The sequence below is a fragment of the uncultured Azohydromonas sp. genome (assembly GCF_937926365.1).
In the GTDB taxonomy this organism is placed as follows: Bacteria; Pseudomonadota; Gammaproteobacteria; order Burkholderiales; family Burkholderiaceae_C; genus Azohydromonas.
Genome location: NZ_CALAOH010000088.1, coordinates 19104 through 44914 on the forward strand (window position 1 = coordinate 19104; position 25811 = coordinate 44914).

The 25811-nt window shown below is 71.2% G+C and carries 18 protein-coding genes; 11 read left to right on the forward strand and 7 right to left on the reverse strand.

The window, feature by feature from the left end; all coding sequences use genetic code 11:
* Nucleotides 1-61 precede the first annotated feature (61 nt).
* From Q0741_RS08970 to Q0741_RS08980, 3 genes are read left to right on the forward strand one after another with little or no spacing between them, the layout of a single operon-like run.
* A complete protein-coding gene (locus tag Q0741_RS08970; protein WP_298232859.1) occupies nt 62-1288 on the forward strand; it encodes an efflux RND transporter periplasmic adaptor subunit in 1227 nt (408 codons plus the stop codon).
* 38 nt (nt 1289-1326) lie between these two features.
* Nucleotides 1327-4566 (forward strand): efflux RND transporter permease subunit, encoded by a 3240-nt coding sequence (locus Q0741_RS08975; protein WP_298232860.1) that lies wholly within the window; start codon nt 1327-1329, stop codon nt 4564-4566.
* Nucleotides 4567-4586: 20 nt separating this feature from the next.
* Complete coding sequence (locus tag Q0741_RS08980) at nt 4587-6011, forward strand: efflux transporter outer membrane subunit (protein WP_298232861.1); 1425 nt, start codon at nt 4587-4589, stop codon at nt 6009-6011.
* 188 nt (nt 6012-6199) lie between these two features.
* Here the strand turns inward: Q0741_RS08980 and Q0741_RS08985 are convergent, their stop codons facing one another.
* Nucleotides 6200-7717, reverse strand: a complete 1518-nt coding sequence (locus Q0741_RS08985) for a BCCT family transporter (protein WP_298232862.1) — start codon at nt 7715-7717, stop codon at nt 6200-6202.
* A 504-nt stretch (nt 7718-8221) separates the two neighbouring features.
* On the opposite strand from Q0741_RS08985, the gene Q0741_RS08990 reads away from it, so the two are divergent.
* The 4 genes from Q0741_RS08990 to Q0741_RS09005 all read left to right on the forward strand — a co-directional run bounded on the left by Q0741_RS08990 (nt 8222) and on the right by Q0741_RS09005 (nt 15640).
* A complete protein-coding gene (locus Q0741_RS08990) occupies nt 8222-10003 on the forward strand; it encodes an N-acetylglutaminylglutamine amidotransferase (protein WP_298232863.1) in 1782 nt (593 codons plus the stop codon).
* A gap of 26 nt (nt 10004-10029) precedes the next feature.
* Nucleotides 10030-11769, forward strand: coding sequence for an N-acetylglutaminylglutamine synthetase (gene ngg, locus Q0741_RS08995; protein WP_298232864.1), 1740 nt, complete (start codon nt 10030-10032; stop codon nt 11767-11769).
* Entirely contained in the window at nt 11766-12998 is a 1233-nt protein-coding gene (locus Q0741_RS09000; RefSeq protein WP_298232865.1) for an osmoprotectant NAGGN system M42 family peptidase, read from the forward strand. The genes ngg and Q0741_RS09000 overlap by 4 nt, the downstream gene beginning before the upstream one ends.
* A 446-nt stretch (nt 12999-13444) precedes the next feature.
* Nucleotides 13445-15640 carry a DUF6351 family protein gene (locus tag Q0741_RS09005; RefSeq protein WP_298232866.1) on the forward strand — a complete coding sequence of 732 codons (2196 nt, stop codon included), beginning with the start codon at nt 13445-13447 and terminating at the stop codon, nt 15638-15640.
* Between the two features lie 411 nt (nt 15641-16051).
* Here Q0741_RS09005 and Q0741_RS09010 read toward each other — a convergent pair whose 3' ends face one another.
* Nucleotides 16052-16909, reverse strand: coding sequence for a hypothetical protein (locus Q0741_RS09010; protein ID WP_298232867.1), 858 nt, complete (start codon nt 16907-16909; stop codon nt 16052-16054).
* Here Q0741_RS09010 and Q0741_RS09015 point away from each other — a divergent pair.
* Complete coding sequence (locus Q0741_RS09015; RefSeq protein WP_298232868.1) at nt 16908-18353, forward strand: amidohydrolase family protein; 1446 nt, start codon at nt 16908-16910, stop codon at nt 18351-18353. The genes Q0741_RS09010 and Q0741_RS09015 overlap by 2 nt on opposite strands.
* Before the next feature lie 14 nt (nt 18354-18367).
* Here the strand turns inward: Q0741_RS09015 and Q0741_RS09020 are convergent, their stop codons facing one another.
* Genes Q0741_RS09020 through Q0741_RS09035 form a run of 4 tightly spaced genes read right to left on the reverse strand, consistent with a single transcriptional unit; the run spans nt 18368 to nt 21943 of the window.
* The gene (locus Q0741_RS09020; protein WP_298232869.1) at nt 18368-19048 is read right to left on the reverse strand and encodes an LrgB family protein; all 681 of its coding nucleotides are present in this window, start codon (nt 19046-19048) and stop codon (nt 18368-18370) included.
* The gene (locus tag Q0741_RS09025; RefSeq protein ID WP_298232870.1) at nt 19045-19440 is read right to left on the reverse strand and encodes a CidA/LrgA family protein; all 396 of its coding nucleotides are present in this window, start codon (nt 19438-19440) and stop codon (nt 19045-19047) included. The genes Q0741_RS09020 and Q0741_RS09025 overlap by 4 nt, the downstream gene beginning before the upstream one ends.
* Nucleotides 19437-20882: a cytochrome c oxidase accessory protein CcoG gene (gene ccoG / locus Q0741_RS09030; protein ID WP_298232871.1), complete on the reverse strand. Its 1446-nt coding sequence runs from the start codon at nt 20880-20882 to the stop codon at nt 19437-19439. Before ccoG ends, Q0741_RS09025 begins: the two co-directional genes overlap by 4 nt.
* Complete coding sequence (locus tag Q0741_RS09035) at nt 20879-21943, reverse strand: hypothetical protein (RefSeq protein ID WP_298232872.1); 1065 nt, start codon at nt 21941-21943, stop codon at nt 20879-20881. Before Q0741_RS09035 ends, ccoG begins: the two co-directional genes overlap by 4 nt.
* Nucleotides 21944-22163: 220 nt before the next feature.
* Between Q0741_RS09035 and Q0741_RS09040 the strand changes: the two genes are divergently transcribed.
* From Q0741_RS09040 to Q0741_RS09050, 3 genes are all read left to right on the forward strand, one after another.
* The gene (locus Q0741_RS09040) at nt 22164-23582 is read left to right on the forward strand and encodes a PLP-dependent aminotransferase family protein (RefSeq protein WP_298232873.1); all 1419 of its coding nucleotides are present in this window, start codon (nt 22164-22166) and stop codon (nt 23580-23582) included.
* A 153-nt stretch (nt 23583-23735) separates the two neighbouring features.
* A complete protein-coding gene (locus Q0741_RS09045) occupies nt 23736-24347 on the forward strand; it encodes a c-type cytochrome (RefSeq protein WP_298232886.1) in 612 nt (203 codons plus the stop codon).
* Nucleotides 24348-24355: 8 nt separating this feature from the next.
* Nucleotides 24356-25621: a cytochrome c gene (locus Q0741_RS09050; protein WP_298232874.1), complete on the forward strand. Its 1266-nt coding sequence runs from the start codon at nt 24356-24358 to the stop codon at nt 25619-25621.
* 33 nt (nt 25622-25654) lie between these two features.
* Here Q0741_RS09050 and Q0741_RS09055 read toward each other — a convergent pair whose 3' ends face one another.
* Nucleotides 25655-25801, reverse strand: a complete 147-nt coding sequence (locus Q0741_RS09055) for a hypothetical protein (protein ID WP_298232875.1) — start codon at nt 25799-25801, stop codon at nt 25655-25657.
* Nucleotides 25802-25811: the final 10 nt, after the last annotated feature.

The window sequence follows — 25811 nt, forward strand, 5'->3', positions numbered from 1 at the left end:
GCTGCGTTCGCGCAGCCGGGCAGGCCGGCCTTTGCCAAAAAACAAACCCAGGATCTCCACCATGAAGCTGTTCCATTCCCTGCGCCGCCGTCCCGCCCTGGCCGGCCTGTCGATCGTGGCAGCCGCCGTTGCCCTGGGCACCCTCGGCCCGGCCCTGTCCGGCCTGGGCAGCAGCCAGGCCGAAGCGCCCGCGCCCGAGGCCGTGGCGCCCGCGGCGGTGCCGGTGTCGGTGGCCGAGGTGGCGCAGCGCGAGGTCACCACCTGGGAAGCCTTCTCCGGCCGGCTCGAAGCCGTGCAGCGGGTGGAGGTGCGCCCGCGCGTGGCCGGCGCCGTGCAGGCGGCGCACTTCCGGGAGGGTGCCCTGGTGAAGGCCGGCGACCTGCTCTTCACGCTGGACCCCGCGCCCTATGCCGCGGAGGTCGAGCGGGCACAGGCCCAGCTGGCGGCGGCGCAGGCCCGGCTGGCGCAGGCGCGCAGCGAGCAGCAGCGCGCCGAGCGGCTGTGGGAGGAGCGCGCCATCGCGCAGCGCGAGTTCGACGAGCGCAGCCACGGGCTGCGCGAGGCCGAGGCCAACCTGCGCGCGGCCCAGGCGGCGCTGCAGTCGGCCCAGTTGTCGCTCACGTACACGCAGGTGCGCGCCCCGGTGGCCGGGCGCATCGGCCGCGTGGAGGTGACGCCGGGCAACCTCGTGGCCGCCGGTCCCGGCGCGCCGGTGCTGGCGACGCTGGTGTCCGTGAACCCCATCTACGCCAGCTTCGACGCCGACGAGCAGGTGGTGGCGCGCGTGCTGGCGGACGCCGGCGGCGGCCCGTTGCCGGCGCAACTGGAGCGCGTGCCCGTGCGCATGGAAGGGCCCACCCGCGCCGAGGGCCGGCTGCAGCTGGTGGACAACCAGGTGGACGCGCGCAGCGGCACCGTGCGGCTGCGCGCGGTCTTCGACAACCGTGACGGCAGCCTGATGCCGGGCCAGTTCGCCCGGCTGCAGCTAGGCCAGCCCCGCAGCGCCAGCGCCGTGCTGGTCAGCGAGCGCGCGGTGGGCACCGACCAGGACAAGCGCTTCGTCATCGTCGTCGGCCCCGACAACAAGGCCGCCTGGCGCGAGGTCCAGCTCGGCGCGGCGGTGGACGGGCTGCGCATCGTCACGCAGGGCCTGCAGGGCGGCGAGCGCGTGGTGGTCAACGGGCTGCACCGCGTGCGCCCGGGAACGCTGGTGGCGCCGCAGCCGGTGGCCATGGAGTCCCAGCCGCAGCGGCAGGCCAGCGGCGACGCCGCCCCGGGCCGCTCCTGAACGCCCGCCACCGGGGCCCAAGCCCAGGAGCCACCTCCATGAACCTGTCCAAATTCTTCATCGACCGGCCCATCTTCGCCGGCGTGCTGTCGCTGCTGATCTTCCTCGGCGGCCTGATCTCGCTGCGGGCGCTGCCCATCTCGGAGTACCCCGAGGTGGTGCCGCCCCAGGTGGTGGTCAACGCGCGCTACCCCGGCGCCAACCCCAAGGTGATCGCCGAGACCGTGGCCACGCCGCTGGAGGAGGCCATCAACGGCGTCGAGGGCATGCTCTACATGGGCAGCCAGGCCACCACCGACGGCCTGCTCACGCTCACCGTCACCTTCCGCCTGGGCACCGACCCCGACAAGGCGCAGCAACTGGTGCAGAACCGCGTGGCGCAGGCCGAGCCGCGGCTGCCGGAGGAGGTGCGGCGGCTGGGCCTGTCCACGGTCAAGAGCTCGCCGGACCTGACCATGGTGGTGCACCTGGTCTCGCCCGACGGGCGCTACGACGTCGATTACCTGCGCAACTACGTCCTGCTCAACATGCGCGACCGGCTCGCGCGCATCCCGGGCGTGGGCCAGGTGCAGAGCTGGGGCGGCGGCGAGTACGCCATGCGCGTGTGGCTGGACCCGCAGAAGGTGGCCGAGCACGGCCTGTCGGCCAACGACGTGGTGCGCGCCATCCGCGAGCAGAACGTGCAGGCCGCGGCGGGCGTGGTCGGCGCCTCGCCGGGGCTGCAGGGCGTGGAGCTGCAGATGTCGATCAACGCCCGCGGCCGGCTGCAGAGCGAGGAGGAGTTCGGCGACATCATCGTGCGCAGCGGCCCCGGCGGCAGCGTGACGCGGCTGCGCGACATCGCGCGCATCGAGCTGGGCGCGGCCGACTACTCGCTGCGCTCGCTGCTGGACAACGCGCCGGCGGTGGGCACGGGCATCTTCCAGGCGCCGGGCTCCAACGCGCTGGAGATCTCCGCCGCGGTGCGCAGCACCATGCAGGAGCTGCAGAAGCAGATGCCCGAAGGGGTCGAGTACCGCATCGCCTACGACCCCACGCAGTTCGTGCGCGCGTCCATCGAGTCGGTGGTGCACACGCTGGCCGAGGCCGTGCTGCTGGTGGTGCTGGTGGTGGTGCTGTTCCTGCAGACCTGGCGCGCCTCCGTCATCCCGCTGCTGGCGGTGCCGGTGTCCATCGTCGGCACCTTCGCGGTGCTGCAGGCGCTGGGCCTGTCGATCAACGCGCTGAGCCTGTTCGGCCTGGTGCTGGCCATCGGCATCGTGGTGGACGACGCCATCGTGGTGGTGGAGAACGTCGAGCGCAACATCGAGGCCGGCCTGACGCCGCGCGAGGCGACCTACCGCGCCATGCGCGAGGTGTCGGGCCCGATCGTCGCCATCGCGCTGGTGCTGGTGGCGGTGTTCGTGCCGCTGGCCTTCATCAGCGGGCTCACGGGCCAGTTCTACAAGCAGTTCGCCGTCACCATCGCCATCTCGACGGTGATCTCGGCCATCAACTCGCTCACGCTGTCGCCGGCGCTGGCGGCGCTGCTGCTGCGCAGCCACGACGCGCCGCGCGACGCGCTCACGCGGGCCATGGACCGGGTGCTGGGCGGGCTGTTCCGCGCCTTCAACCGCGCCTTCGGCCGCGGCGCGCAGGCCTATGGCGGCGGCGTGCGGCGCGTGCTCTCGCGCAAGGCGCTGGCGCTGGGCATCTACGTGGCGCTGGTGGGTGCCACGGCGGGCCTGTTCAAGACCGTGCCCTCGGGCTTCGTGCCGACGCAGGACAAGCAGTACCTCATCGGCTTCGCGCAGCTGCCCGACGGCGCCACGCTGGACCGCACCGAGGCCGTGATCCGCCGCATGGGCGAGATCATGAAGAGCACGCCGGGCATCGAGGGCTCGCTGGCCTTCCCGGGGCTGTCGATCAACGGCTTCACCAACAGCTCCAACTCGGGCATTGCCTTCGCCATGCTCAAGCCCTTCGACGAGCGCGGCGGCCCCGCGCTGAGCGCGCCGGCCATTGCGGCCACGCTCAACCAGGCCTTCTCGCAGATCGAGGACGCCTTCATCGTGATGTTCCCGCCGCCGCCGGTCAGCGGCCTGGGCACCACGGGCGGCTTCAAGCTGCAGCTGGAGGACCGCGGCTCGCTGGGCTTCGAGGCCATGGACGCGGCGGTTAAGGGCTTCATGGCGCGCGCGAGCCAGGCGCCGGAGCTCGCGGGGCTGTTCACCAGCTGGAAGGTCAACGTGCCGCAGCTCTACGCCGACATCGACCGCACCAAGGCGCGCCAGCTCGGCATCCCGGTGACGGACATCTTCGACACGCTGCAGACCTACCTGGGCAGCCTCTACGTCAATGACTTCAACCGTTTCGGGCGCACCTACTCCGTGCGGGTGCAGGCCGACGCGCCCTTCCGCGCCCGGGCCGAGGACGTGGGCCAGCTCAAGGTGCGCTCGGCCTCGGGCGAGATGGTGCCGCTGTCGGCGCTGCTGAAGCTGCAGCCCAGCTTCGGGCCCGAGCGCGCCATGCGCTACAACGGCTTCCTGTCGGCGGACGTCAACGGCGCGCCGGCGCCGGGCTGGTCCTCGGGCCAGGCGCGCGAGGCCGTCGAGCGCATCGCCCGCGAGACGCTGCCGCCGGGCATCGACTTCGAGTGGACCGAGCTGACCTACCAGGAGATCCTGGCCGGCAACTCCGCCGTGTGGGTGTTCCCGCTGGCGATCCTGCTGGTGTTCCTGGTGCTGGCGGCGCAGTACGAGAGCCTGACGCTGCCGGTGGCGATCGTGCTGATCGTGCCCATGGGCCTGCTGGCCGCGATGGCGGGCGTGCACTTCAGCGGCGGCGACAACAACGTCTTCACCCAGATCGGGCTGGTGGTGCTGGTGGGGCTGTCGGCCAAGAACGCGATCCTGATCGTGGAGTTCGCGCGCGAGCTGGAATTCATCGGCCGAACGCCGCTGCAGGCGGCCGTCGAGGCGGCGCGGCTGCGCCTGCGGCCCATCCTCATGACCTCGCTGGCCTTCGTCATGGGCGTGCTGCCGCTGGTGCTGTCCAGCGGGGCCGGGGCCGAGATGCGCCGCGCCATGGGCGTGGCCGTCTTCACCGGGATGATCGGCGTCACGGTCTTCGGCCTCTTCCTCACGCCGCTGTTCTACGTGCTGCTGCGCCGCCTGGCCGGCAACCGGCCGCTCAAGCATCACGGCGATGTGCCGCAGCTCGCGGTCCCGCCCGCTCACGCCGCCGGCGGCGCCCTCGGCAGCACGCAGCCGGCCATGCCGCTGTCGCGCCACGAATAACAACATGCCAAGGAACTGCCATGACCTCTGACCGCAGGCCCCGCATCCGCCACGCGCTGGGCGCGCTGGCCGCCGCACTCGTGCTCGCCGGCTGCGCCACCGCCCCGCCGGCCGTGGACACCGCCGCGCTGCAGCCCGTGCCTGCCGCCTTCAAGGAGGCCGCGCCGGGCCGCTGGACGGTGGCGCCGCCCGCCGATGCCCTGCCGCGCGGCCCCTGGTGGACGGTGTTCGGCGACCCGGTGCTGGGCGATCTGCTGCAGCGTGCCGCCGAGCGCAACACCTCGCTGCAGGCCGCCGCGGCGCGCCTGGCGCAGGCGCGCGCGCTGCAGCAGCAGGCGCAGGCCGAGCGCCGCCCCGTGATCGACGTGGCGGCCGGCGCCGTGCGCCAGACGCAGCCGCTGCCGGGCAACCCGCCCGCCACGCAGGGCAGCCTGGCGGGCCGGCTGAGCTGGGAGGTGGACCTGTCGGGGCGCCTGGCGCGGGCAGCCGACGCCGCGACGCTGGACACGCAGGCCCAGGAGGCGCTGCTGCACGGCACGCGGCTGGCGGTGCAGGCGGCCGTGGCGCAGAGCTACCTGGCGCTGCGGGCGCTGGAGGCCGAGCGCGCCATCGTGGCCGACACCGTCGAGGCGCACCGCGGCACGCTGCGCCTGACCGAGCGGCGCCTGGCGGCCGGCGACGTGGCCGAGCTGGACCTGGAGCGCGTGCGCAGCGAGCTGGCGGCCACCGAGTCCGACGCCCTGGCGCTGGAGCGGCAACGCCGCCTGCTGGAGCACGCGCTGGCGCAATTGCTGGGCGAGCCGGCTTCGGGCTTCGAGCTGTCGCCGGGAGAGGGCATCGACGCCCTGCGTTTGCCGGCCATTCCCGCCGGCGTGCCGGCCACGGTGCTGGCGCGGCGGCCCGACGTGGCGGCGGCCCAGCGCCGGCTGCTGGCGGCGCAGGCCCGCGTGGGGGTGGCGCAGGCCGCGTGGTTCCCCAGTCTCGCGCTCACCACCTCGGCCGGCACGGCCTCGCCCGAGCTGGGCGACCTGCTGCGCTGGTCCTCGCGGGCGTGGGGGCTGGGGGCGCTGCTGTCCTTGCCCGTCTTCGACGGCGGCCGGCGCGAGGCCGGCGTGGCGCAGGCGCGGGCCGATTTCGACACCGCGGCGGCCGGTTACCGCGAGCAGGTGCTGGTGGCGGTGCGCGAGGTGGAGGACGAGCTGGCGTCGCTGCAGCTGCTGCAGAGCCAGGCCGCGGCGCAGGACCGCGCCGTGGCGGCCGCGGCGCGCGCCACCGTGCTGTCCGGTGCGCGCTACCGCAACGGCATGATCGGACAGCTGGAACTGCTGGACGCCCAGCGCAGCGAGCTGCGCAACCGGCGCCAGGCGGTGCAACTGCGCGGCGCGCAGGCGCAGGCCACCGTGGGCCTGATCCGCGCCCTGGGCGGGGGCTGGGACGAGGGTTGATTCCAGTCGCGGGCATGACGGAATGACTTCACAGGCAAACGCAAACTGGAACGACTCCTGCAAGCACGGCCCCGCTCAGACGCTGACAAACGCCGTTACTGCCGCAACAGCCCCAGCATTCAAAGGTTTTGCCCTCGAAGCGGATCGTCCCCTTGTCGTGGCTTGCGGCGACCTATATCAAGGCGGCATCACTTCGACGTCATCTGCCGCACGAGGCGGCGCAACTCCCGCTCCCGGCGCTGCTCTGCGGCCCAATCCGCGCGAATGGCCCGCCACAGGGAGACCACCATGAGCAGGATCACCGCCGTGAACGGCAGCGCGAACACGATGGTGGCCGTCTGCACGGCCTTGAGGCCACCGGCCAGCAGCAGCGTGATGGCGATGCCGGCCACCAACACGCCCCAGGTGATCTTGACCAGGGCGGAGGGGTTGGGATGCCCTCCCGTGCTCATCATGCCCAGCACCAGCGTCGCCGAGTCGCCGGAGGTGACGAAGAACAGCAGCACCAGCACCGTGGCGACCACGGACAGCACCCGGCTCCAGGGCATGGCTTCGAACAGCGTGAACAGCGCCGTGGACACGTCCGCCTTGACCGCCTCGGCGATGGGCAGGCCCTGCCAGATCTGCAGGTGCAACGCCGTGCCGCCGAAGATCGCGAACCACAGGAACGCCGCGAGCGAAGGCGCCAGCACCGTGCCGAGCACGAACTCGCGGATGGTGCGGCCGTGCGAAACGCGCGCGATGAACAGCCCCACGAAGGGCGACCAGGCGATCCACCAGGCCCAATAGAACACCGTCCAGCTGCCCACCCAGCTGCTTTCGCGGAACGGCGTCATGCGCAGGCTCATGCGCACGAAGTCGCTGAGGTAGCTGCCCAGCGTGTTGGTGAAGGTGTCGACGATGGTGATCGTCGGGCCCACCACGAACACGGCCAGCGCCAGCGCGGCGGCGATGATCATGTTGAGGCCGGACAGCCACTTGATGCCGCGTGCCACGCCCGTGACCGCGGAAGTGATGAACAGCATCGTGGTCACGACGATGATGGTCACCTGCGCGGTCTCGCCCACCGGCAGCCCGAACACGGCCTGCAGCCCGCTGTTGATCTGCAGCGCGCCCATCCCGAGCGAGGCGGCGACGCCGAAGGCCGTGGCGATCACGGCCAGCACGTTGAACAGCGCGGAGAGCCGCTGCAGCGGACGCCATGGCAGCGCGTGCACCGACTCGCTGACGAGCGCCTTGCTGCCGCGGCGGTAGTGGAAGAACGCAATGGCCAGCGCCACCACGCTGTACACGGCCCAGGGGTGCAGCCCCCAGTGGAAGAAGCTGTAGCGCATGGCGGCATTGGCCGCCTCCGGCGTGCCCGCGCTGATGCCCGGTGGAGCCGCGGCGTAGTGCGAGATCGGCTCCGCGACGCCCCAGAACACCAGGCCAATGCCCATGCCCGCGGCAAACAGCATCGAGAACCAGGCCCGTAGCGAGAACTCCGGCTCGTCGTCCTCGTTGCCGAGCTTGAGTTCACCGTAGCGGCTGAAAGCCAGGAACAGGGCGAACAGCACCAGGGCCAGCACGACCCAGAGGTAGAACCAGCCGAAGTTGCGGCTGATGGTGGTCAGACTGGTGTCGAAGAACGCGCCAAGCGAAGCCGGCGACAGCACCCCCCACGCCACGATGGCGAGGATCAGACCCGCGGAAAGTGCCAATTGCATGCGATGCCTCCTGTGGTCGCCAGCGCGTCGTTCATTCGCCATGCCTGGCCAGCCGGCTGATCTGCAATCGGTGAGCCGGCATGGATGGCTGCGCAGGCCGCTGCGCTTCGGGACTTCATGGAGCGGCAGGCGAGGCCCACGGCCTGGCCCTTCGGCCTGGGCTGCGCCCGGGGGAATGCTAGGGGGCAGACCGGGTGTGGTCCAGGGTTGCTGCCGGGTGGTGCATGCCGGCGGCCCCAGGTCGTCGTGGAGCTAGACGGGCAGGAAACGATGGTTGCCGCGTCAATCGACCTCAGGTTAGCACCGGTGCATGCCACGGCGGCATCCGGAGCAGGCCTGGCGTGGTGCCTCGGTCCGGCACGGATCGATGAAGGCCGATGCCTTCAGCAGCTCTTGACACCCTCGTCGGCCCGGCAGGGTGGCACGCCCCTTGCCAAGGATTTTGGTTCGCGAGCTGGCCTCCCGGCTCACCAAGACGAACTCTGATGAACAGGACTCTTGTCGATGTGCGGCATTGCAGGTGAACTTCGCTTCGACGACACGGTGGCCGACGTGCGCGCCGTGCTGGCCATGACGGAAGCGCAGTCGCGCCGCGGCCCCGACAGCGAGGGCGTCTTTGCCATCGGGCCGCGCTGCTTCGGCCACCGGCGGCTGAGCATCATGGACCTGAGCCGGCGCGCCCACCAGCCCTTCGTGGACAACGCGCTGGGCCTGGGAATCGTCTTCAACGGCGCGATCTACAACCACCACTCGTTGCGCGAGGAACTGGCGGCGCGGGGCTACGCGTTCTCGTCCACCGGCGACACCGAGGTCATCCTCAAGGCCTGGCATGCCTGGGGGCCGCGTGCGCTGGAGCGGCTGCAGGGCATGTTCGCCTTCGCGCTGTGGGAGCGCGACAGCGGCATGACGGTCCTGGCGCGCGACCGCCTGGGCATCAAGCCGCTGTACTACACGCTGGACCAGCACCGCCTGCGCTTCGCCTCCGCGCTGCCGGCGCTGCTGGCCGCGGGCGGACTGGACACCGGGATCGATCCGGCCGCGCTGCACCACTACCTGTCCTTCCATGCCGTGGTGCCGGCGCCGCACACCATCCTGCGCGGCGTGCGCAAGCTGCCGCCGGGGCACTGGATGGCGGTGCATCCCAACGGCCGCTGCGACCTGCAACCCTGGTGGCGCCTGGACTTCACGCGCACGGCCGAGGACGAGCAGCGCCCCTTCGAGGACTGGAAGGAGCAGGTGCTGCAGGCGCTGCGCCGCGCCGTCGAGCGGCGCCTGGTGGCGGACGTGCCGGTGGGCGTGCTGCTGTCGGGCGGGCTCGATTCGAGCCTGATCACGGGGCTGCTGGCCGAGGCCGGCACGCAGGGGCTGCGCACCTACTCCATCGGCTTCGAGGCCGTGGACCGCGAGCCCGGCGACGAGTTCCGCTACTCGGACCTCGTCGCGCGCCACTACGACACCGTGCACGAGAAGCTGCACGTGCCCGCCGCCGAGTTGCTGCGCAGCCTGCCCGATGCCATCGCGGCCATGGCCGAGCCCATGGTCAGCCATGACTGCGTGGCCTTCTACCTGCTGTCGCAGGCCGTGTCGCGCCACAGCCGCGTGGTGCAGAGCGGGCAGGGCGCCGACGAGGTCTTCGGCGGCTACCACTGGTATCCGCCGCTGGCACAGCTCACCGACGCCGACCGCAGCGTGGATGCGTACCGCGAGGTGTTCTTCGACCGCGACCACGACGAGATGCGCTCGCTGCTGCAGCCGCAGTGGCTGGACGAGGACTACAGCCAACGTTTCGTCAGCCACCATTTCGCGCAGCCCGGCGCGGACAGCGCCATCGACCGCGCGCTGCGGCTGGACACCACGGTCATGCTGGTGGACGACCCGGTCAAGCGCGTGGACAACATGACCATGGCCTTCGGGCTGGAGGCGCGCGTGCCCTTCCTCGACCACGAATTGGTGGAGCTGGCCGCGCGCATCCCGGCGCGGCACAAGGTGGCGCAGGGCGGCAAGCACGTGCTCAAGGAGGCGGCGCGCGCGGTGATCCCGGCCGAGGTCATCGACCGGCCCAAGGGCTACTTCCCGGTGCCGGCGCTCAAGTACCTGCGCGGCGAGTTCCTGGACTTCGTGCGCGGCGTGCTCGACAGCGAGCGTGCGCGCGGGCGCGGGCTGTTCCAGCCGGAGGCGCTGGCGCGGATGTTCGAGGCGCCCGACAGCCACATCACGCGCCTGGGCGGCTCCAAGCTCTGGCAGGCGGCGCTGCTGGAGGCCTGGCTGCAGAGCCAGGGCCTTTGATCATTCCAACTTGTGGGGGACTCACCATGACCACGTTGCACTCTCAACATCTTGCCAAGACGCCGGCCACGCCGGGGGCGCTGCATGCGCACGGCACCGTGCTGCCCTTCGACCCCGACCGGCGGGGGCCGCCCACGCCCTGGGTCGATTGCGGCTGGGGCCGGCTGCTGTTCGGCCCGGCCTTCGAATCGCCTGCCGAGCTGGCGCGCGCCCTGCTGCAGGAGGCGCCCGACCGGCGCGACATCGCGCTGTATGTCGAATCGCCGCAGCTGGTGCTGGCCGAGGCGCCCAACGAGCTGTTCCTGGACCCCTCGCTGATGTTCCGCCGCCACCTCCATGCCGACGAGGCGATGGAGGGCCCGCCGCCCGGCGTGGCGGTGCGGCGGCTGTCCACGCGGGCCGACATCGGCGCCATCAACCGGCTCTACCGCATGCGCGGCATGGTGCCGCTGGACCCGAGCGTGGTGTGGGCGCGCCAGCGCGAGGACGCGTTCACGTACCTGGTGGCCGAGGACGAGCGCTCGGGCGACGTGGTGGGCGCGGTGCTGGGCCTGGACCACGCGCTGGCCTTCGGCGACGCGGCGGGCGGCAGCAGCCTGTGGGCCCTGGCCGTCGATCCGCAGACGCGGCTGCGCGGCGTGGGTCAGGCGCTGGTGCGCCACCTGATCGCGCACTTCGCGCTGCGCGGGCGCGGCTTCCTGGACCTGTCGGTGATGCACGACAACCGGCAGGCCATCGCGCTGTACGAGAAGCTGGGCTTCACGCCGCTCACGGGCTTCGTGGTCAAGCGCAAGAACGCCATCAACCAGCATCTCTTCGATGGCAACAACGACATCTCGGGGCTGAACATCTATGCCCGGCTGATCGTGGACGAGGCGCGCCGCCGCGGCATCGGCGTGGACGTGATCGACGCCCCGGCGGGCATCTTCAAGCTGCGCCACTTCGGCAACGAGATCCAGTGCCGCGAGTCGCTCACGGACCTCACCGGCGGCGTGGCGATGACCTGGTGCCAGGACAAGCAGCTCACGCTGCGGCGCCTGGCCGCCGTGGGGCTGCAGGTGCCCCGGCAGCAGCCCGCGGGCGACGCCGCGGCCAACGCCGCCTTCCTGCGCGAGCAGGGCTCCGTCGTGGTGAAGCCGGCGCTGGGCGAGCAGGGCAAGGGCATCAGCGTGGACATCCGCGACGAGGCGGCGCTGGAGCAGGCCGTGGAGCGCGCGGCGCGCGAAGGCGGGCCGGTGCTCCTGGAGCAGTTCTGCCAGGGGCAGGACCTGCGCATCGTCGTCATCGGCTACCGCACGGTGGCGGCGGCGATCCGGCGCCCGGCCGAGGTGCTGGGCGACGGCCGCTCCACGGTGCGCGAGCTCATCGAGAGCCAGAGCGCGCGCCGCGCCGCGGCCACCAGCGGCGAAAGCCGCATCCCGCTCGATGACGAGACCGAGCGCTGCCTGGTGCAGCAGGGCTTCGGCTGGGACAGCGTGCTGCCCGAAGGGCAGGCGCTGCAGGTGCGCAAGACGGCCAACCTGCACACCGGCGGCACCATCCACGACGTGACGGCGCAGTTGCACCCACGCCTGCGCGAGGCGGCCGAGGCCGCGGCGCGCGCGCTGCGCATCCCGGTGGTGGGGCTGGACTTCCTGGTGCCGGCGCCGGACCAGCCGGAGCACGTGATCATCGAGGCCAACGAGCGACCGGGCCTGGCCAACCACGAGCCGCAGCCCACCGTGGAGCGCTTCGTGGACCTGCTGTTCCCGGAGACGGCTCGATGAGCGAGGGACCGCGCCTGCTGCCCATCGATGCCGCGCGGCTGACCGCCACGTTGCTGGAGCTGCTGGCCATTCCCAGCCCGGCCGGGCTGACCGACGAGATCGTGCACTACACCGGTACGCGGCTGGACGCGCTGGACATCCCGTACGAGCTCACGCGCCGCGGCACCCTCCGCGCGACGCTGCGGCGCAGCCTGCCCGAGCGCCGGCGCCACAGCCCGGCCTGCGCCATCGTGGCCCACCTCGACACGCTGGGCGCGATGGTGCGCGAGGTGAAGCCCAACGGCCGGCTGGCGATTGCGCCCATCGGCACCTGGTCCAGCCGCTGGGCCGAGGGCGGGCGCGTGACCGTCTTTACCGAGCGCGCGCGCTACCGCGGCTCGGTGCTGCCGCTCATGGCCTCGGGCCACGTCTTCAACGAGGCCATTGACAGCCAGCCCATCCGCTGGGAGCAGCTGGAGCTGCGCGTGGACGAGCGCATCGCCTCGGCCGCCGACGTGGCGAAGCTGGGCATCCAGGTCGGCGACTTCGTGGCCTTCGATGCGCAGCCCGAGGTGCTGGACAACGGCTACATCGTCTCGCGCTTCCTCGACGACAAGGCCGGCGTGGCGGCGTTGCTGTGCGCGCTCGAAGCGGTGGTGAAGTCGGGCGTGCCGGTGCCCATGGACTGCCATGCCGTCTTCACGCTGACCGAGGAGGTGGGCTCCGGGGCGCGCGCGGTGATCGACGCCGATGTGAGCGAGGTCATCGGCGTGGACATCGGCCCCATCGCCGCGGGCCAGGGCGCGGGCGAGGAGGGCGTGACCATCCCGCTGATGGACTCGGCCGGCCCGCACGACTACCACCTCACGCGGCGGCTGCTGGCGCTGTGCGCGGAGCATGGCATTCCGAGCCACCGCGACGTGTTCCGCTTCTATCACTCGGACGCGGGCGCCGCCGTCAGCGCGGGCGCCGACGTGCGCACGGCGCTGCTGTGCTTCGGCACCGATGCCACGCACGGCTACGAGCGCACGCACCTGGACTCGCTGGTGCGCTTGGCACAGTTGCTGGCGCTCTACATCCAGAGCGGTCCCACGCTGCGCGAGGACCGCCAGCGGCGGCTGGAATCGGTTCAGGAGTTCTCGCACCAGCTCGACCCGGAGCAGCTCGCGCGTACCGACACGCCGCTGCCCGACCCGGGCGAGCTCGTCGCGCGTGGCGATCCGCCGGTGCCGCCCGGTGGATCGAAATAGGCAAGCCTGGCAAGGGAAAACGCCCGCGATGCCGACTCCGCGGTCAGGCTGATGGCGGTGGGAACGCTCGAAGCGCAAGGGCATGGCGCTGTTGCAGGCCGCACTCAACGACCCTGACGAGGAGGTGCGGCAGGCAGCACGGCTGCAACTGGAGCGCAACCGGCCCAGATGAGTCGGCAACGACGCGGCCCGGGCCAGGCTGGGCTGTCCTTGACGATGCCTGCAGGCGTTGCGCTCCCGTTCCGTAACGTTCTGGACCACTTGCCTGGCGCCACCGTGGCATGGCGTGACAACACCGCGGCTGACAGCCTGTCAACGTGCGGCGCACCTTCGGACATCCACCAAGCTTGACTCGCCGACCGTCGCCATAAGGTTAGCGTTCTACGCAAAACGGGTGAGCCGGCATCCGCTCCCGTCTTGCGTAGTTCTAACCCGGAGTAGGCGACATGAAGGTAGCAACACACAGGCCGCGTCACGTTTTCCTTTGGCGCGCTGGCGGGCTCACGCTGATCGCGGCCGCAGTGCTCACGGCCTGCGGCGGCAGCGACGACGATGGCGGAGGACGTGAGATCGCACTGTCCGTGGAGTCCTCCCCCAGCCCGCAGTGGGTCAGCGGCGGCGACGCCCTGGTGAAGGTCACGGGTGACGTGCCCGCCGGTGCCAGCGTGCGGCTGAGCGTCAACGGCACCCCTGCCAACGCCACGTTTGCGGCCGACCCGGTGGACGGCAAGCCCGTGGCGCTGGTCACGGGCCTGGCCGACGGCGGCAATGAACTGGTGGCCGAGCTGGTGGAGGCCGGCGCGACCAGCCCCAGCGGGCGCGCGACGCTGCAGCTGACCAACAGTCCGCGCAACGGCCCACTGTTCAGCGGCCCGTACGAGACGCCCTTCGTCTGCCAAACCGACACCTTCCGCATCTTCGCCGACGGCCCGTTCCTGGGTGTGCCGCTGGATGCCAACTGCTCGGTCACCACGCGCGTGGACTATGTCTACCGCAACAATGCAGGCAGCTTCATGGCACTGCCCTCGACCAGTGCCGTGCCGGCCGACGCGGCCAGCACCACCACGAGCGACGGCCGCACGGTGCCCTACATCGTGCGGCTGGAAACCGGCACCGTGAACCGCGCCATCTACCAGACGGCGGTGCTTCACAACCCGGCCGCCGAGGCCGATCCCTCGCCCACGCAGCGCCCGTCGGGCTGGAACGGCAAGCTCGTCTACACCTTCGGCGGCGGCTGCACCGGCGGCTGGTACAGGCAGGGCAACAGCACCGGTGGCGTGCTCGACGACCCGATCCTGCGCCAGGGCTATGCCATGGCCTCGTCCTCGCTCAACGTGTTCGGCAACAACTGCCAGGACCTGACGGCCGCCGAATCGATGGCGATGGTCAAGGAGCGCTTCATCGAGGCCTACGGCCGGCCGCGCTACACCATCGGCTGGGGCTGCTCCGGCGGCTCCTACCAGCAGCACCAGATCGCGGACAACTACCCCGGGCTGCTCGACGGCATCCTGCCCGGATGCAGCTTCCCCGAGGTGATGTTCGCCACGGTCTACTCGATCACGGACATGCGTCTGCTGGGCAACTACTTCACCAACACCGCGCCGGGGGCCTTCACTGAAGAGCAGCAGCGCCAGGTGGCGGGCATCCTCAAGCTCGAAACGATGTACACCGACACGGTGTACCGCGGCGCGCTGCGCATCGCCCCGGACGAGTACTGCCCAAGCGTGCTGCCCGAAGGCCAACGCTACAACCCGACGACCAACCCCACGGGCGCGCGCTGCAGCGTGTACGACCACACCGTCAACGTGCTGGGGCGCGATCCGGCCACCGGCTTCGCGCGCCGGCCCCTGGACAACGTGGGAGTGCAGTACGGGTTGCAGGCGCTCAACGCCGGTGCCATCACGGCGGACCAGTTCCTCGACCTCAACGAGCGCATCGGCGGCTACGACGTGGACGCCCGCTTCCAGGGCCCGCGCACGGTGGCGGACGTCGAAGCCACGCGCGCCGCGTACCAGACCGGGCGGCTGACCAGCGCGGGCGGCGGGCTGCGGGACGTGCCGATCATCGATTACCGCGCCTACAGCGACGACAACGCCATCGGTGACATCCACCTGCGCTACCACTCCTTCTCGATGCGCGAGCGACTGGTCAAGGCCAACGGCGATGCCGGCAACCAGGTGATGCTGGTGGAGGACTTCCGCTACGGCTACTACGCCAGCAGCAGCCCGTTGCTGCTGAAGGCACTGGCGGAGATGGACAAGTGGATTGCCGCCATCCAGGCCGATACCGGCAGCGGCACGCAGCACGAGAAGGTGGTGCGCAACAAGCCCGCGACGCTGCAGGAGGGCTGCAACACGCGCGACGCCAGTCCCACCTTCATTGCCGAGCCGCAGCACCCGACCCAGGGCCAATGCGCGCAGCTGTACCCGGTACCCCCGGCGCCGCGCGCCGTGGCCGGCGCGCCGCTGGCGTCCGACGTGGTCAAGTGCGCGCTCAAGCCGGTGACGGCGACGGACTACGCCGTGAGCTTCACGGCCGAACAGTCCCAGCGCCTCAACGCCATCTTCCCCACCGGCGTGTGCGACTGGAGCGTGCCCGGCGTCGAGCAGCAGGGACTGCGCGGCACGTGGCTGAAGTTCTGATTCGGCCGCCGTCGTGAACCGGCCATCCATGGTGAGCAGGGCCAGCGCAGCCTGATCACCGGCCATCCCGAAAAGCCAGGCCGCGCGGGCTTCCCGCGCGGCCTGGTTCCGTGAGGGGAAGGCGCAAGCCACATAGCTTGCATGGACAACATACCGGCCTCATTTCCCATACCAAGACAACTCGCCCTCCCCGGGCACCTTCTGGCCAGCCCGCGAAGGGAAAGGGCCTCTGTGTTCCCCAGTGCGGCTGTTGAAGGCAATGGGAAGAAAAGACAGGCGAGGCAGCGGCAGGGATGGAACTTCGGGAAACGCTGGCTCAGGTATGTTGTCGTCAATCCCGCCCAGCAACGATGTCGTTGCGTCTGCATCGCCTGGCCATGCGCACGAGCCGATCTCGCGGGCCGTACCGGCTCAATGCAGCGACGTCCGCTCCATCAGCTCGTTGAGTTCCCAGGACGTCACCGACCCGTCCGGCGGATCGTCGCTCAGCACCACGCCGATCTGGCCGATGCGCGTCATCAGCTTGAACTCGCCGATGCCCATGCCCAGCACCATCTGCACGGCCATCGAGCCCGGCACGCCCTCGTCAAAGGGCGTTTGCGCCTCATTGGGGGCAAAGCACACGATGTCGTACTTGCCCGCCTCGTCTTCGCTGGGCCTGGCGATGAAGCGAATGGCGTCGAACGCCACTTCCTGGCCGGCGAACTGCATGGTGCCGAAGCTCGAAATCACGTCCGCCGGCACCGGCGGCTTGAAGGCGCAGACCGTCAAGCTCGCAGGCAAGACCGGAGCGGCGTCAACCAGTGCCAGCACGGCATCGATGGCGTCCACGTTGCAGCCGCAGGTGATGGCGAGCTGGATCAGGCCGCCGTCCGGCACCGGCGCCTGCGTGGCCTCGACGCCCAGGCGCTCGTCAACCTCGCGGACGGCGGCGTCCAGGGTTTCCATGGCCGTGGTGACCTGGGTGACCACCTCGTCCCATCCGGCATCCTCCGGGGTGCACGACAGCGGCGCACGCAGCACGTCCGCCTGATCCAGCACGGTTTGCCAGAAATTGGCTGCCTTGGCGTGGTCCATGGAAATTCCTCTTGCGCGCCTTGCGACGCCTTGATCCGTTGACGAGGCGCGAAGGATACGCCGTGCGGCAGTCGATCCAGAGCGGACGCAACGGTCGGCCAGCCACCCCTTGACCCTGCGCCCACGCGCTGCTTCCTTGAACCGTGTCGCCGCGCGAGTAAGGTTCGTGCCCTGCTTGCAGGAGGTCTGCATGGCCTACCCACTCCACCCTCGCTGCCTGCCCATCAAGCTGGACAGCACCTCCAATGGCGAGTTCGCCCCGGTGCCGTTGGGCGCCACCGCGGTGCAGGCCCGCGCGAGCGCGGCAGCCGCCATCGACGACGCGGTGCGCCGGCTCGGCGTGTCCAGGCGCGACTACCTCGTGTCCCTGCTGGGGGCGGCGGCCACGCTGGCCGCCTTCGACCGCGCGTTCGCCGGCGCCGGTTCGCACGGCGGCCGCTACGTGCTCCCGGCGCAGGCGCCCTTCGAGCTGACCGCGGCGCAGGAAGCCATCGGCGGCGACGAGTTCATCTTCGACGTGCAGTTGCACCACGTGAACCCGCGGGGCGCCTGGCGCCGGCGCGCCGGCCCGGACGCGCTGCGGAACTTTCCCAACAGCGCCTGCGGCAAGGCCGACCACGTGGAGTGCTTCTCCAGCGGCGCGCTGCTCAAGGACGTGTTCCTGGACAGCGACACCGCCATGGGCGTGCTCTCGCACGTGCCGGGCGGGGCCGACACCAACCCGCTGGACTTCGAGGCCGCCAGCGCCACGCGTGCCGCCGCCAAGGCGCTCGACGGCACCGAGCGGCTGCTGCTGCACGGCCGCTGCATGCCCACGCTGCCCGGCGAGCTCGACGGCATGGACGCGCAGGCGGCCCGCTTCCCCGTGGCCGCGTTCAAGACCTATACCCAGTTCGGTCCGAGCGACGGCCCGGCCGGCTTCTTCCTGGACGACGACCGCTTCGGCACGCCGTTCATCGAGCGTGCCCGCAAGCTGGGCGTCAAGCGCATCGCCGTGCACAAGGGACTGCCCTTCGGGGCGCGCGGCATGGAGTACTCCATCGCCCGCGACATCGGCCCCGCGGCCAAGCGGCATCCGGACATGGCTTTCCTCGTCTACCACTCGGGCTTCGATCCCGGCATGCGCGAAGGCCCCTTCGATCCCGACGCCCGCCTGGGCGTGGACGTGCTGCTGCGCTCGGTGCAGGAGGCGGGCAACCCGCCCAACGTGTTCGCCGAGCTCGGCAGCACCTGGCGCTTCGTCATGCGCGACCCCGACCAGGCGGCGCACCTGCTGGGCAAGCTGCTGCTGGTTTTCGGCGAGGACCGCATCCTCTGGGGCACGGATTCCGTCTGGTACGGCAGCCCCCAGGACCAGATCCAGGCCTTCCGCGCGTTCCAGATCAGTCCCGAGTTCCAGAGCCGCTACGGCTACCCCGCGCTGACACCGGCGATCAAGCGCAAGGTCTTCGGGCTCAACGCGGCGCGGGTGTACGGGCTGCAGCCCGAGGCCCTGCGCCGCAAGCTGGACAAGGACCCCGTGCAGCGGCGCAAGACCGAATACCTCAACGACCCGCAGCCCACCTTTGCCACCTACGGCCCGCGCAACCGCGCCGAGTTCCTGGCGTTCAGGCGCTGGCAGGGCGAGCTGCCGTAGCGCACGCAGGCGCCTCAGAGCCAGCGCGTCACCACCGCAACCACCACCGCCGTCGCCACGCCGTTGAGGCTCATCGCCAGCGCCGCGAAGGCCACCGTCTCCGGCCGCGTCTGCAGCACCCGGGCCACGCCGATGGCGTGTGCCGCCAGCCCCAGCGTGAAGGCGCTCACCCGCTCGTCCTCGATGCGCAGCCGCCGCAGCAGCGGCGCGCACAGCAGCGTGCCCAGCACGCCGGTGGCCACCACGGCCATGGCCGCCAGCGCGGGCACGCCGCCCGCGCGCTCGGCCGCCGCCATGGCGATGGGCATGGTGGCGGACTTGGGCGCCAGCGACAGCGCCACCTCGCGCGGCGCGCCCACGGCCCAGGCCAGGCCCAGCGTCGCCAGCACCGCCGTGAGGCCACCGGCCAGCAGCGCCCCCAGCAGCGGCAGCGCCAGCCGGCGCAGCAGCGCGGCCTGGCGGTACAGCGGCACGGCCAGGGCGATCACGGCCGGCCCGGCGAGCCAGCGCAGCGCCTGGGTGGCCTGCGCATAAACCGGGTAGTCCGTGCCGCTGAGCAGCAGCAGCGCCACCACCAGCGCGGTGCCGGTGAGCACCGGCAGGCACAGCAGGTGATGGCCGCTGCGCCGGTACAGCCCCACCGCCAGCGCGTAGGCCGCCAGCGTGCACAGCGGCCAGGCCAGCGTGGCGATCATGGCTGCCGGCGCCGCAGCAGGCGCTGCAGCGTCCAGGCCGTCACCCCCACCGTCAGCAGCGTGGCGACCACCGCGGTCAGGATGAACACGCCGGCATGCCGCGACAGCAGGCCCACGTACAGGCTCACCGCGGCCACCGAGGGGATCAGCAGCAGCATCAGGTGGCGCAGCAGCGGGGCCGTCACGGTTTCCAGGCTGTCGGGCACGCCGCCGCGCAGGCACAGCAGCGCCAGCAGCATCAGCAGGCCCAGCACCGAGCCCGATACCGGCCAGCCGGTGTGCTCGACGATGGTGTCGCCCAGCCACTGCAACGCGCCCAGCAGGGCGGCGGCGGCGAACAGTTTCAGCAGGCGCAGGCCGCCGGGGGCCTGGGCCCTGGATGCGGCCTTCATCGGGGCAGCAAGAAGGTGCTGGCCTCCTGCACGGAGGCCGCACGGCCCTGGCCTGCCACCTGGGTGACTTCGAAACGGATGTGCTGCGTGCGCTCGCTCAGCGCCGCGGCGGCCTCGGCCGGCAGGCGCACGCTCACGGGAATGGAGCGCTCGGCAGCGGGGGCCAGCTCCAGCTCGGTGTCCCCGGCCACGGCCAGGCCGGGCAGGCCCGAGGCGGCGATGCGGTAGCGCTGCGGCGCCTCGGTGGCGTTCATCACCAGCACGCGGTAGACGTTCTCCACCGCGCCGTCGTCCACCATGCGCGCCATCACGCCGCGGTCGCGCACGACGTTCACGCGCAGCGGGTCGCGCAGCGCCAGGCTGGCGGTGAAGGCCACGCCCACGGCCAGCAGCAGCGCGCCGTAGACCAGCACCCGCGGCCGCGCCACGCGGCGCCACATCTGCGCCTTGCCCAGGCCCTGCTCCAGCCCGTTGACCGTGGCGTAGCGGATGAGCCCGCGCGCGTAGCCCATCTTGTCCATCACCTTGTCGCAGGCGTCGATGCAGGCGGCGCAGCCGATGCACTCCATCTGCAGCCCGTTGCGGATGTCGATGCCGGTGGGGCAGACCTGCACGCACAGCGTGCAGTCGATGCAGTCGCCCAGGCCCAGCGCCTTCGGATCGGCGCTGCGCGCACGCGAGCCGCGCGACTCGCCGCGTCGGCTGTCGTAGCCGATGATGAGCGAGTCCTTGTCCATCATCGAGCCCTGGAAGCGCGCGTAGGGACACATGGTCTTGCACACCTGCTCGCGCAGGAAGCCGGCGTTGCCGTAGGTCGCCAGGCCGTAGAAGAAGACCCAGAAGCTCTCCCACGGGCCCAGGCCCAGCGCGAGCGCGGAGGCGCCGAGCTCGCGGATCGGCGTGAAGTAGCCGACGAAGGTGAAGCCGGTCCAGAGGCTCAGCGCGATCCACGCCGCCTGCTTAGCTCCCTTGCGAACGAGCTTGCGCGCGCTCCACGGCGCTTGGTCGAGCTTCATGCGCGCGATGCGGTCGCCCTCGATGCGCCGCTCGATCCACATGAAGATTTCCGTGTAGACCGTCTGCGGGCAGGCGAAGCCGCACCACATGCGCCCGGCGATGGCGGTGAAGAAGAACAGCGCGAAGGCCGACAGCACCAGCAGCGCGCTCAGGTAGATGAAGTCCTGCGGGTACAGCACCAGCCCGGGCAGGTAGAAGCGCCGCGCGTCCAGGTCGAACAGCACGGCCTGGCGGCCGTTCCAGCTCAGCCAGGGCAGCCCGTAGAAGATGAGTTGCGTGATCCAGACCATCACCCAGCGCCAGCTGGCAAACAAACCCTTGACGCTGCGCGCGTAGACCTTGCGCTGGGCCTCGAACATGGACGCCGGGCGGCGCGTGGCGTCGTCGGCCGGCTGGATGGGAATGACGCGGGACGGGGAACTCATGCGGGGCTCCGGGCGTGCGACAACGGGGAGCGGGCGTCGCCGGTGATCGGACGCAGAAGGGACAGGAACTGGATTTCGCCGGTACGGCGTGCGCAACCGCTGTCTTCACCGGCGAGCACGGCCTCGCTGCCCACGGCCTGCTGCTCGGCCTGCACGGCCGACTGGGCCAGTTCGAGGAAGCGCGAGCGCAGCTTGAGCAGCGCCGCGGTGTCCTGGAGGAAGCGGCCCGCCTGCAAGCCATCGCGCAAGGCCGCGCGGTTTTCCATGAGGACCGCGTCCAGCCGCTCCAGGGCGGCACGGCGCGCGGCAACCCCTGCGCCGCCGTGGGCCTCGGCCGCGGCCGAGGCGGCGCGCGCCACGCCGAGGGCCATGCCGCATTGCAGGGCCAGCCGCTGCGGCAGCAGCTCCCGCATCAACAGCGCGCCGTTGGCGTGCAGCAGCTCGTCCTCGCGGAAGTGCACCTGGTCTAGCCGCAGCGCCGCCGCGCGGATGCTGCGCAGGCCGGCGGTGCCCAGGTCGGGGGTGCGCGTGAGGCCGCTCTCCTCGCTGCCAAGCGAGACGACGGCGAATTGCTTCAGTCCCTGGAAGGCCACTGGCACGGCCACGGCATAGCCGTCGTGCTGCAGGTTGGCGACCCAGGACAGCCGGCCGCTGAGCTTCCAGCCGCGCGGCGTCTCGATGCCCTGCACCGGCAGCGGCGTGCCGTGGGCCAGATGCGCGAAGGCGCCGGACAGGCCGGTGGCACCGGCCAGCCGGCCCTCCTCCACCGCGGGCAGCAGGTGCTCGCGCAACGCCACGTTCTGGCTCAGCCGCAGCACCTCGATGAAGCCGCGCTGGGAGTACAGGACGAAGCCCGCCGCCAGCGACTCCGAGCACACCTCGGCCAACGCATCCACGGCCTCGTCGAGCCCGATGCTCTCCTGCAGCAGGCCGGCCTTGGCCAGCAAGGGCAGCAGCGCCGTGGCGTGCCGGGTCGTGCGGTCCAGGCTGGGGGCGTGCTCCCACAGCCACTGGCGGCAAGGAAGGGACAGTGCCGTGACGGCGGAGAGGGTGTCGTGCATGGGTCCGGGCGGGTTCCTGCGCGGCGCCTTTCGATGGGGCAGAAGGCCGCGCCGTGGGCTTGAGACGCCGGACTGTGCCCGGACAAAACTGATTTGGTAAGGCTCAAAAACCGCCTCAAACGACCGTATCAGATCCGGTTTTCGGGGCCATTTGCCGCGTAGACCGGCAGATCAGTACAGTGGTCCGCCATCGAGAACGGAGCAGATCAGGAGCCGCGCCATGAAGCGCTACGAGCAGTACGCGGACGAGATCGCCGAGCTGATACGCACGCAGGTACTGCGCTCGGGCGACCGGCTGCCCTCGGTGCGGCAGGCCAGCAGCAGCCGCAAGATCAGCCCCTCCACGGTGTTCGAGGCCTACTACCTGCTGGAGGCGCGCGGCCTGATCCAGGCCCGGCCCCGCTCGGGCTACTACGTCAACGCGCTGCGCAGCTTTGGCGCCAACGAGCCCGCGACGGCGCAGCCGGCCGCGCAATCGAGCCACGTGGAAATCAGCGAGCTGGTGTTCCAGGTGCTGGGCTCGACGCGGCAGCCCGACGTGGTGCCGCTGGGCTCGGCCTTTCCCAGCCCGCAGCTGTTCCCGCTGGAAAAGCTCGCGCGCAGCCTCTCGCCGGCCATGCGTGGGCTCGCCCCGCAGCGCATCGTCGAGGAGTTGACCGAGGGCAGCGAGCGGCTGCGGCGGCAGATCGGCCTGCGCTACGTGGTGGAGGGCACGGGCATCGACGCCGGCGAGATCATCATCACCAACGGCGCCATGGAGGCGCTCAACCTGTGCCTGCAGGCCGTCACGCGCCCGGGCGACGTGGTGGCGGTGGAGTCGCCCACCTTCTACGCCGCGCTGCAGGCGCTGGAGCGGCTGCAGCTCAAGGCGGTGGAGGTGGCCACGCACCCGCGCCACGGCATCGAGCTCGACTCGCTGGCGCAGGTGCTGCAGCAGCACCCGGTACGCGCCTGCTGGTTCATGCCCAACTTCCAGAACCCGCTGGGCAGCCTCATGCCCGAGGAGAACAAGCGCGCGCTGGTGGAGCTGCTGGCCCGGCACGAGGTGCCGCTGATCGAGGACGACGTCTACGGCGAGCTGTACCACGGGCTGCGCCGGCCGCCGCCTTGTAAAGCCTTCGATCGCCAGGGCCTGGTGATGCACTGCAACTCCTTTTCCAAGTGCCTGGCGCCGGGTTACCGGGTGGGCTGGACCGCGGCGGGACGCTTCGCCCAGAAGGTGCAGCGGCTCAAGCTGATGACCTCGCTGGCCACGGCCGTGCCGACGCAGGAGGCGCTCTCCGACTACCTGCAGCATGGCGGCTACGACCGCCACCTGCGCCAGTTGCGCCAGACGCTGGCCGACAGCCAGACGCGGGCCCTGCGCGGCATCGCGAAGCACTTTCCCAAGGGCACGCGCGTGACCCGCCCGGAAGGCGGCTACTTGCTGTGGGTGGAGCTGCCCGAGCAGGTCGATGCTTTGAAACTGCACCGCCTGGCCTCGTCCCAGAACATCAGCCTGGCGCCCGGCCACCTCTTCTCCGCCGACCGGCGCTTTGCGCACTGCCTGCGGCTGAACTACGGCCAGGCCGGCGACGCGAGGTTCGACGACGCCATCCGCACCATCGGCCAACTGGCCTCGGCCCAACTCACGGCCTGAGCCTTTTCAAGCCCTGCCATGACTGCAAACCAGCACCGGCCTTTTCACAAGCCCAGGGCCCACGGAGCCCGTCTCTTCCTCGCCGCCGTGCTCGGTGCCCTGTGGTCGGGGCCCGCCGCCCCCCAGGGCGCCGGCGGGCAAGCCCCCGACACCATGGCGCAGCGCATGCAGGCCTGCACGGTCTGCCACGGCAAGGAGGGGCGCGCCACCAACGAGGGCTACTTTCCGCGCATTGCCGGCAAGCCGGCCGGTTACCTCTACAACCAGTTGCTGAACTTCCGCGAGGGACGCCGCCACAACGCCACGATGGCCTACCTGGTGGAGCACCTCTCGGACGACTACCTGCGGGAGATCGCGCAGCACTTCTCGACGCTGGACCTGCCCTATCCGCCGGCACAGACCATCGGCGCTGCGCGCTTGCAGCTGCAACTGGGCGCGGCGCTGGTGCAGCGGGGCGATCCGGGCCGCGGCATCCCGGCCTGCGTCGCCTGCCATGGCCAGAAGATGACCGGTGTGGAGCCCGCCATGCCGGGCCTGGTGGGGCTGCCGCGCGACTACGTCATAGGACAGCTGGGCGCCTGGAGAACCGGCCAGCGCCGCGCCGCCGAACCGGACTGCATGGCCAGCATCGCCAAGCGGCTGAGCCCGCAGGACGTCAGCGCCGTGGCGGCTTGGCTGTCTTCGCAGACGCCGCCGGCCGACAGCAAGCCGGCACGGCAAGCGAAGCTGCCGCTGCCCCTGGAGTGCGGGAGCGGCCTGCAATGAGGATCACGGTGGCAAAAGCGAAGCGGAGCGGGCTGGTCCTGGTGGCCGTCCTGGCGGCCTTGGCGGCGCTGGTGTGGTGGCTCAACGTGCGCGGCGAAGCGCCCATCGCGGCGCAGCGCTCCGGCGGCGCCGTCGATGCCGCGGCCATCGCCCGGGGGGCTTACCTGGCGCGGGCGGGCAACTGCATGGGCTGCCACACGGCCCGGGGCGGCGCGGAGTACGCCGGCGGACGCGGCATCGAGACGCCCTTCGGCGTCGTGTACGCGCCCAACCTCACCCCCGACCCCGAGACCGGCCTGGGCGCATGGACCGAGGCCGAGTTCTGGCGCGCCCTGCACCACGGCCGCTCCAGGGACGGGCGGCTGCTGTACCCGGCCTTTCCGTACCCGAGCTACACGAAGGTCACGCGCGAGGACTCGGCGGCCCTCCATGCCTTCCTGCAGAGCCTGCCGCCCGTGCACCAGCCCAATCGGCCGCACGAGCTGAGGTTTCCCTACAACCTGCAGGCCTCGCTGGCGGTGTGGCGGGCCCTGTTCTTCCGCGCGCAGGCGTTCCAGCCGGACCCGGGCCAGACCGCGGAGTGGAACCGGGGCAGCTACCTGGTGCAGGGGCTGGGCCACTGCGTCGCGTGCCACTCCAGCCGCAACTGGCTGGGCGCCACCAACGGCGACGACGAGCTGGGCGGCGGCCTGATCCCCATGCAGCACTGGTATGCGCCCTCGCTGACGGCGGGACACGAGGCCGGCGTCGGCGACTGGAGCACCGAGGAGATCGGCGCGCTGCTGGCAACCGGCTTCTCCCCGCGCGGCACCGCCATGGGACCGATGGCGGAAGTGGTCTACCGCAGCACGCAGTACCTGAGCGCGCAGGACGTGCGCGCGATGGCGGTCTATCTCAAGGCGCTGCCGCAGGCCAGCGTGGAGAAGGAACTGGTCGAGCCCGCCCCGGCCGACCTCATGCGCCTGGGCGCGAAGGTCTATGAGGACCGATGCGCCGCCTGCCACGGCGACCGCGGCGAGGGCGTGGCGAAGGCCTATCCGCCGCTGGCCGGGAACGGGGCGGCCACGATGGAGTCGCCCAACAACCTGATCAAGGCCGTGCTGCACGGCGGGTTCCCGCCCGCCACCCAGGGCAATCCAAGGCCCTTCGGGATGCCGCCGTTCAAGCAGGTCCTGTCGGACGGCGAAGTGGCTGCCGTCGCAACTTATGTGCGGCAGTCCTGGGGCAACCAGGCGGCGGCCGTGTCTGCCTTGGACGTCCACCGGGCGCGCTGACAGGCGACGCCGCCAAGGGGCTCGACGGCCGGCTCAATCCTGGGCCGCGGCTTCTGCCTGGCGGCAGGAACGCATCGGCACGCGGCTGAGATCGTCGCTCAGGTTCACGAACTTGCGCATCAGGCGCAGGAAGTCGCGCTGCTCCTGGGCATCGAGCCGGGCCAGCAGCGCCTTCTGCATGGTGGGGCGG

What these genes read in the sequence shown, in the direction of transcription:
- Q0741_RS08980 (WP_298232861.1), top strand. Translation starts at nt 4,587, where the DNA reads ATGACCTCTGACCGCAGGCCCCGCATCCGCCACGCGCTGGGCGCGCTG.
- Q0741_RS09035 (WP_298232872.1), bottom strand. Translation starts at nt 21,943, where the DNA reads ATGCACGACACCCTCTCCGCCGTCACGGCACTGTCCCTTCCTTGCCGC.
- Q0741_RS09015 (WP_298232868.1), top strand. Translation starts at nt 16,908, where the DNA reads ATGGCCTACCCACTCCACCCTCGCTGCCTGCCCATCAAGCTGGACAGC.
- Q0741_RS09000 (WP_298232865.1), top strand. Translation starts at nt 11,766, where the DNA reads ATGAGCGAGGGACCGCGCCTGCTGCCCATCGATGCCGCGCGGCTGACC.
- Q0741_RS09020 (WP_298232869.1), bottom strand. Translation starts at nt 19,048, where the DNA reads ATGATCGCCACGCTGGCCTGGCCGCTGTGCACGCTGGCGGCCTACGCG.
- Q0741_RS09045 (WP_298232886.1), top strand. Translation starts at nt 23,736, where the DNA reads ATGGCGCAGCGCATGCAGGCCTGCACGGTCTGCCACGGCAAGGAGGGG.
- Q0741_RS08985 (WP_298232862.1), bottom strand. Translation starts at nt 7,717, where the DNA reads ATGCAATTGGCACTTTCCGCGGGTCTGATCCTCGCCATCGTGGCGTGG.
- ccoG (WP_298232871.1), bottom strand. Translation starts at nt 20,882, where the DNA reads ATGAGTTCCCCGTCCCGCGTCATTCCCATCCAGCCGGCCGACGACGCC.
- Q0741_RS09025 (WP_298232870.1), bottom strand. Translation starts at nt 19,440, where the DNA reads ATGAAGGCCGCATCCAGGGCCCAGGCCCCCGGCGGCCTGCGCCTGCTG.
- Q0741_RS09010 (WP_298232867.1), bottom strand. Translation starts at nt 16,909, where the DNA reads ATGCAGACCTCCTGCAAGCAGGGCACGAACCTTACTCGCGCGGCGACA.
- ngg (WP_298232864.1), top strand. Translation starts at nt 10,030, where the DNA reads ATGACCACGTTGCACTCTCAACATCTTGCCAAGACGCCGGCCACGCCG.
- Q0741_RS09040 (WP_298232873.1), top strand. Translation starts at nt 22,164, where the DNA reads ATGAAGCGCTACGAGCAGTACGCGGACGAGATCGCCGAGCTGATACGC.
- Q0741_RS09055 (WP_298232875.1), bottom strand. Translation starts at nt 25,801, where the DNA reads ATGCAGAAGGCGCTGCTGGCCCGGCTCGATGCCCAGGAGCAGCGCGAC.
- Q0741_RS08970 (WP_298232859.1), top strand. Translation starts at nt 62, where the DNA reads ATGAAGCTGTTCCATTCCCTGCGCCGCCGTCCCGCCCTGGCCGGCCTG.
- Q0741_RS08975 (WP_298232860.1), top strand. Translation starts at nt 1,327, where the DNA reads ATGAACCTGTCCAAATTCTTCATCGACCGGCCCATCTTCGCCGGCGTG.
- Q0741_RS09005 (WP_298232866.1), top strand. Translation starts at nt 13,445, where the DNA reads ATGAAGGTAGCAACACACAGGCCGCGTCACGTTTTCCTTTGGCGCGCT.
- Q0741_RS08990 (WP_298232863.1), top strand. Translation starts at nt 8,222, where the DNA reads ATGTGCGGCATTGCAGGTGAACTTCGCTTCGACGACACGGTGGCCGAC.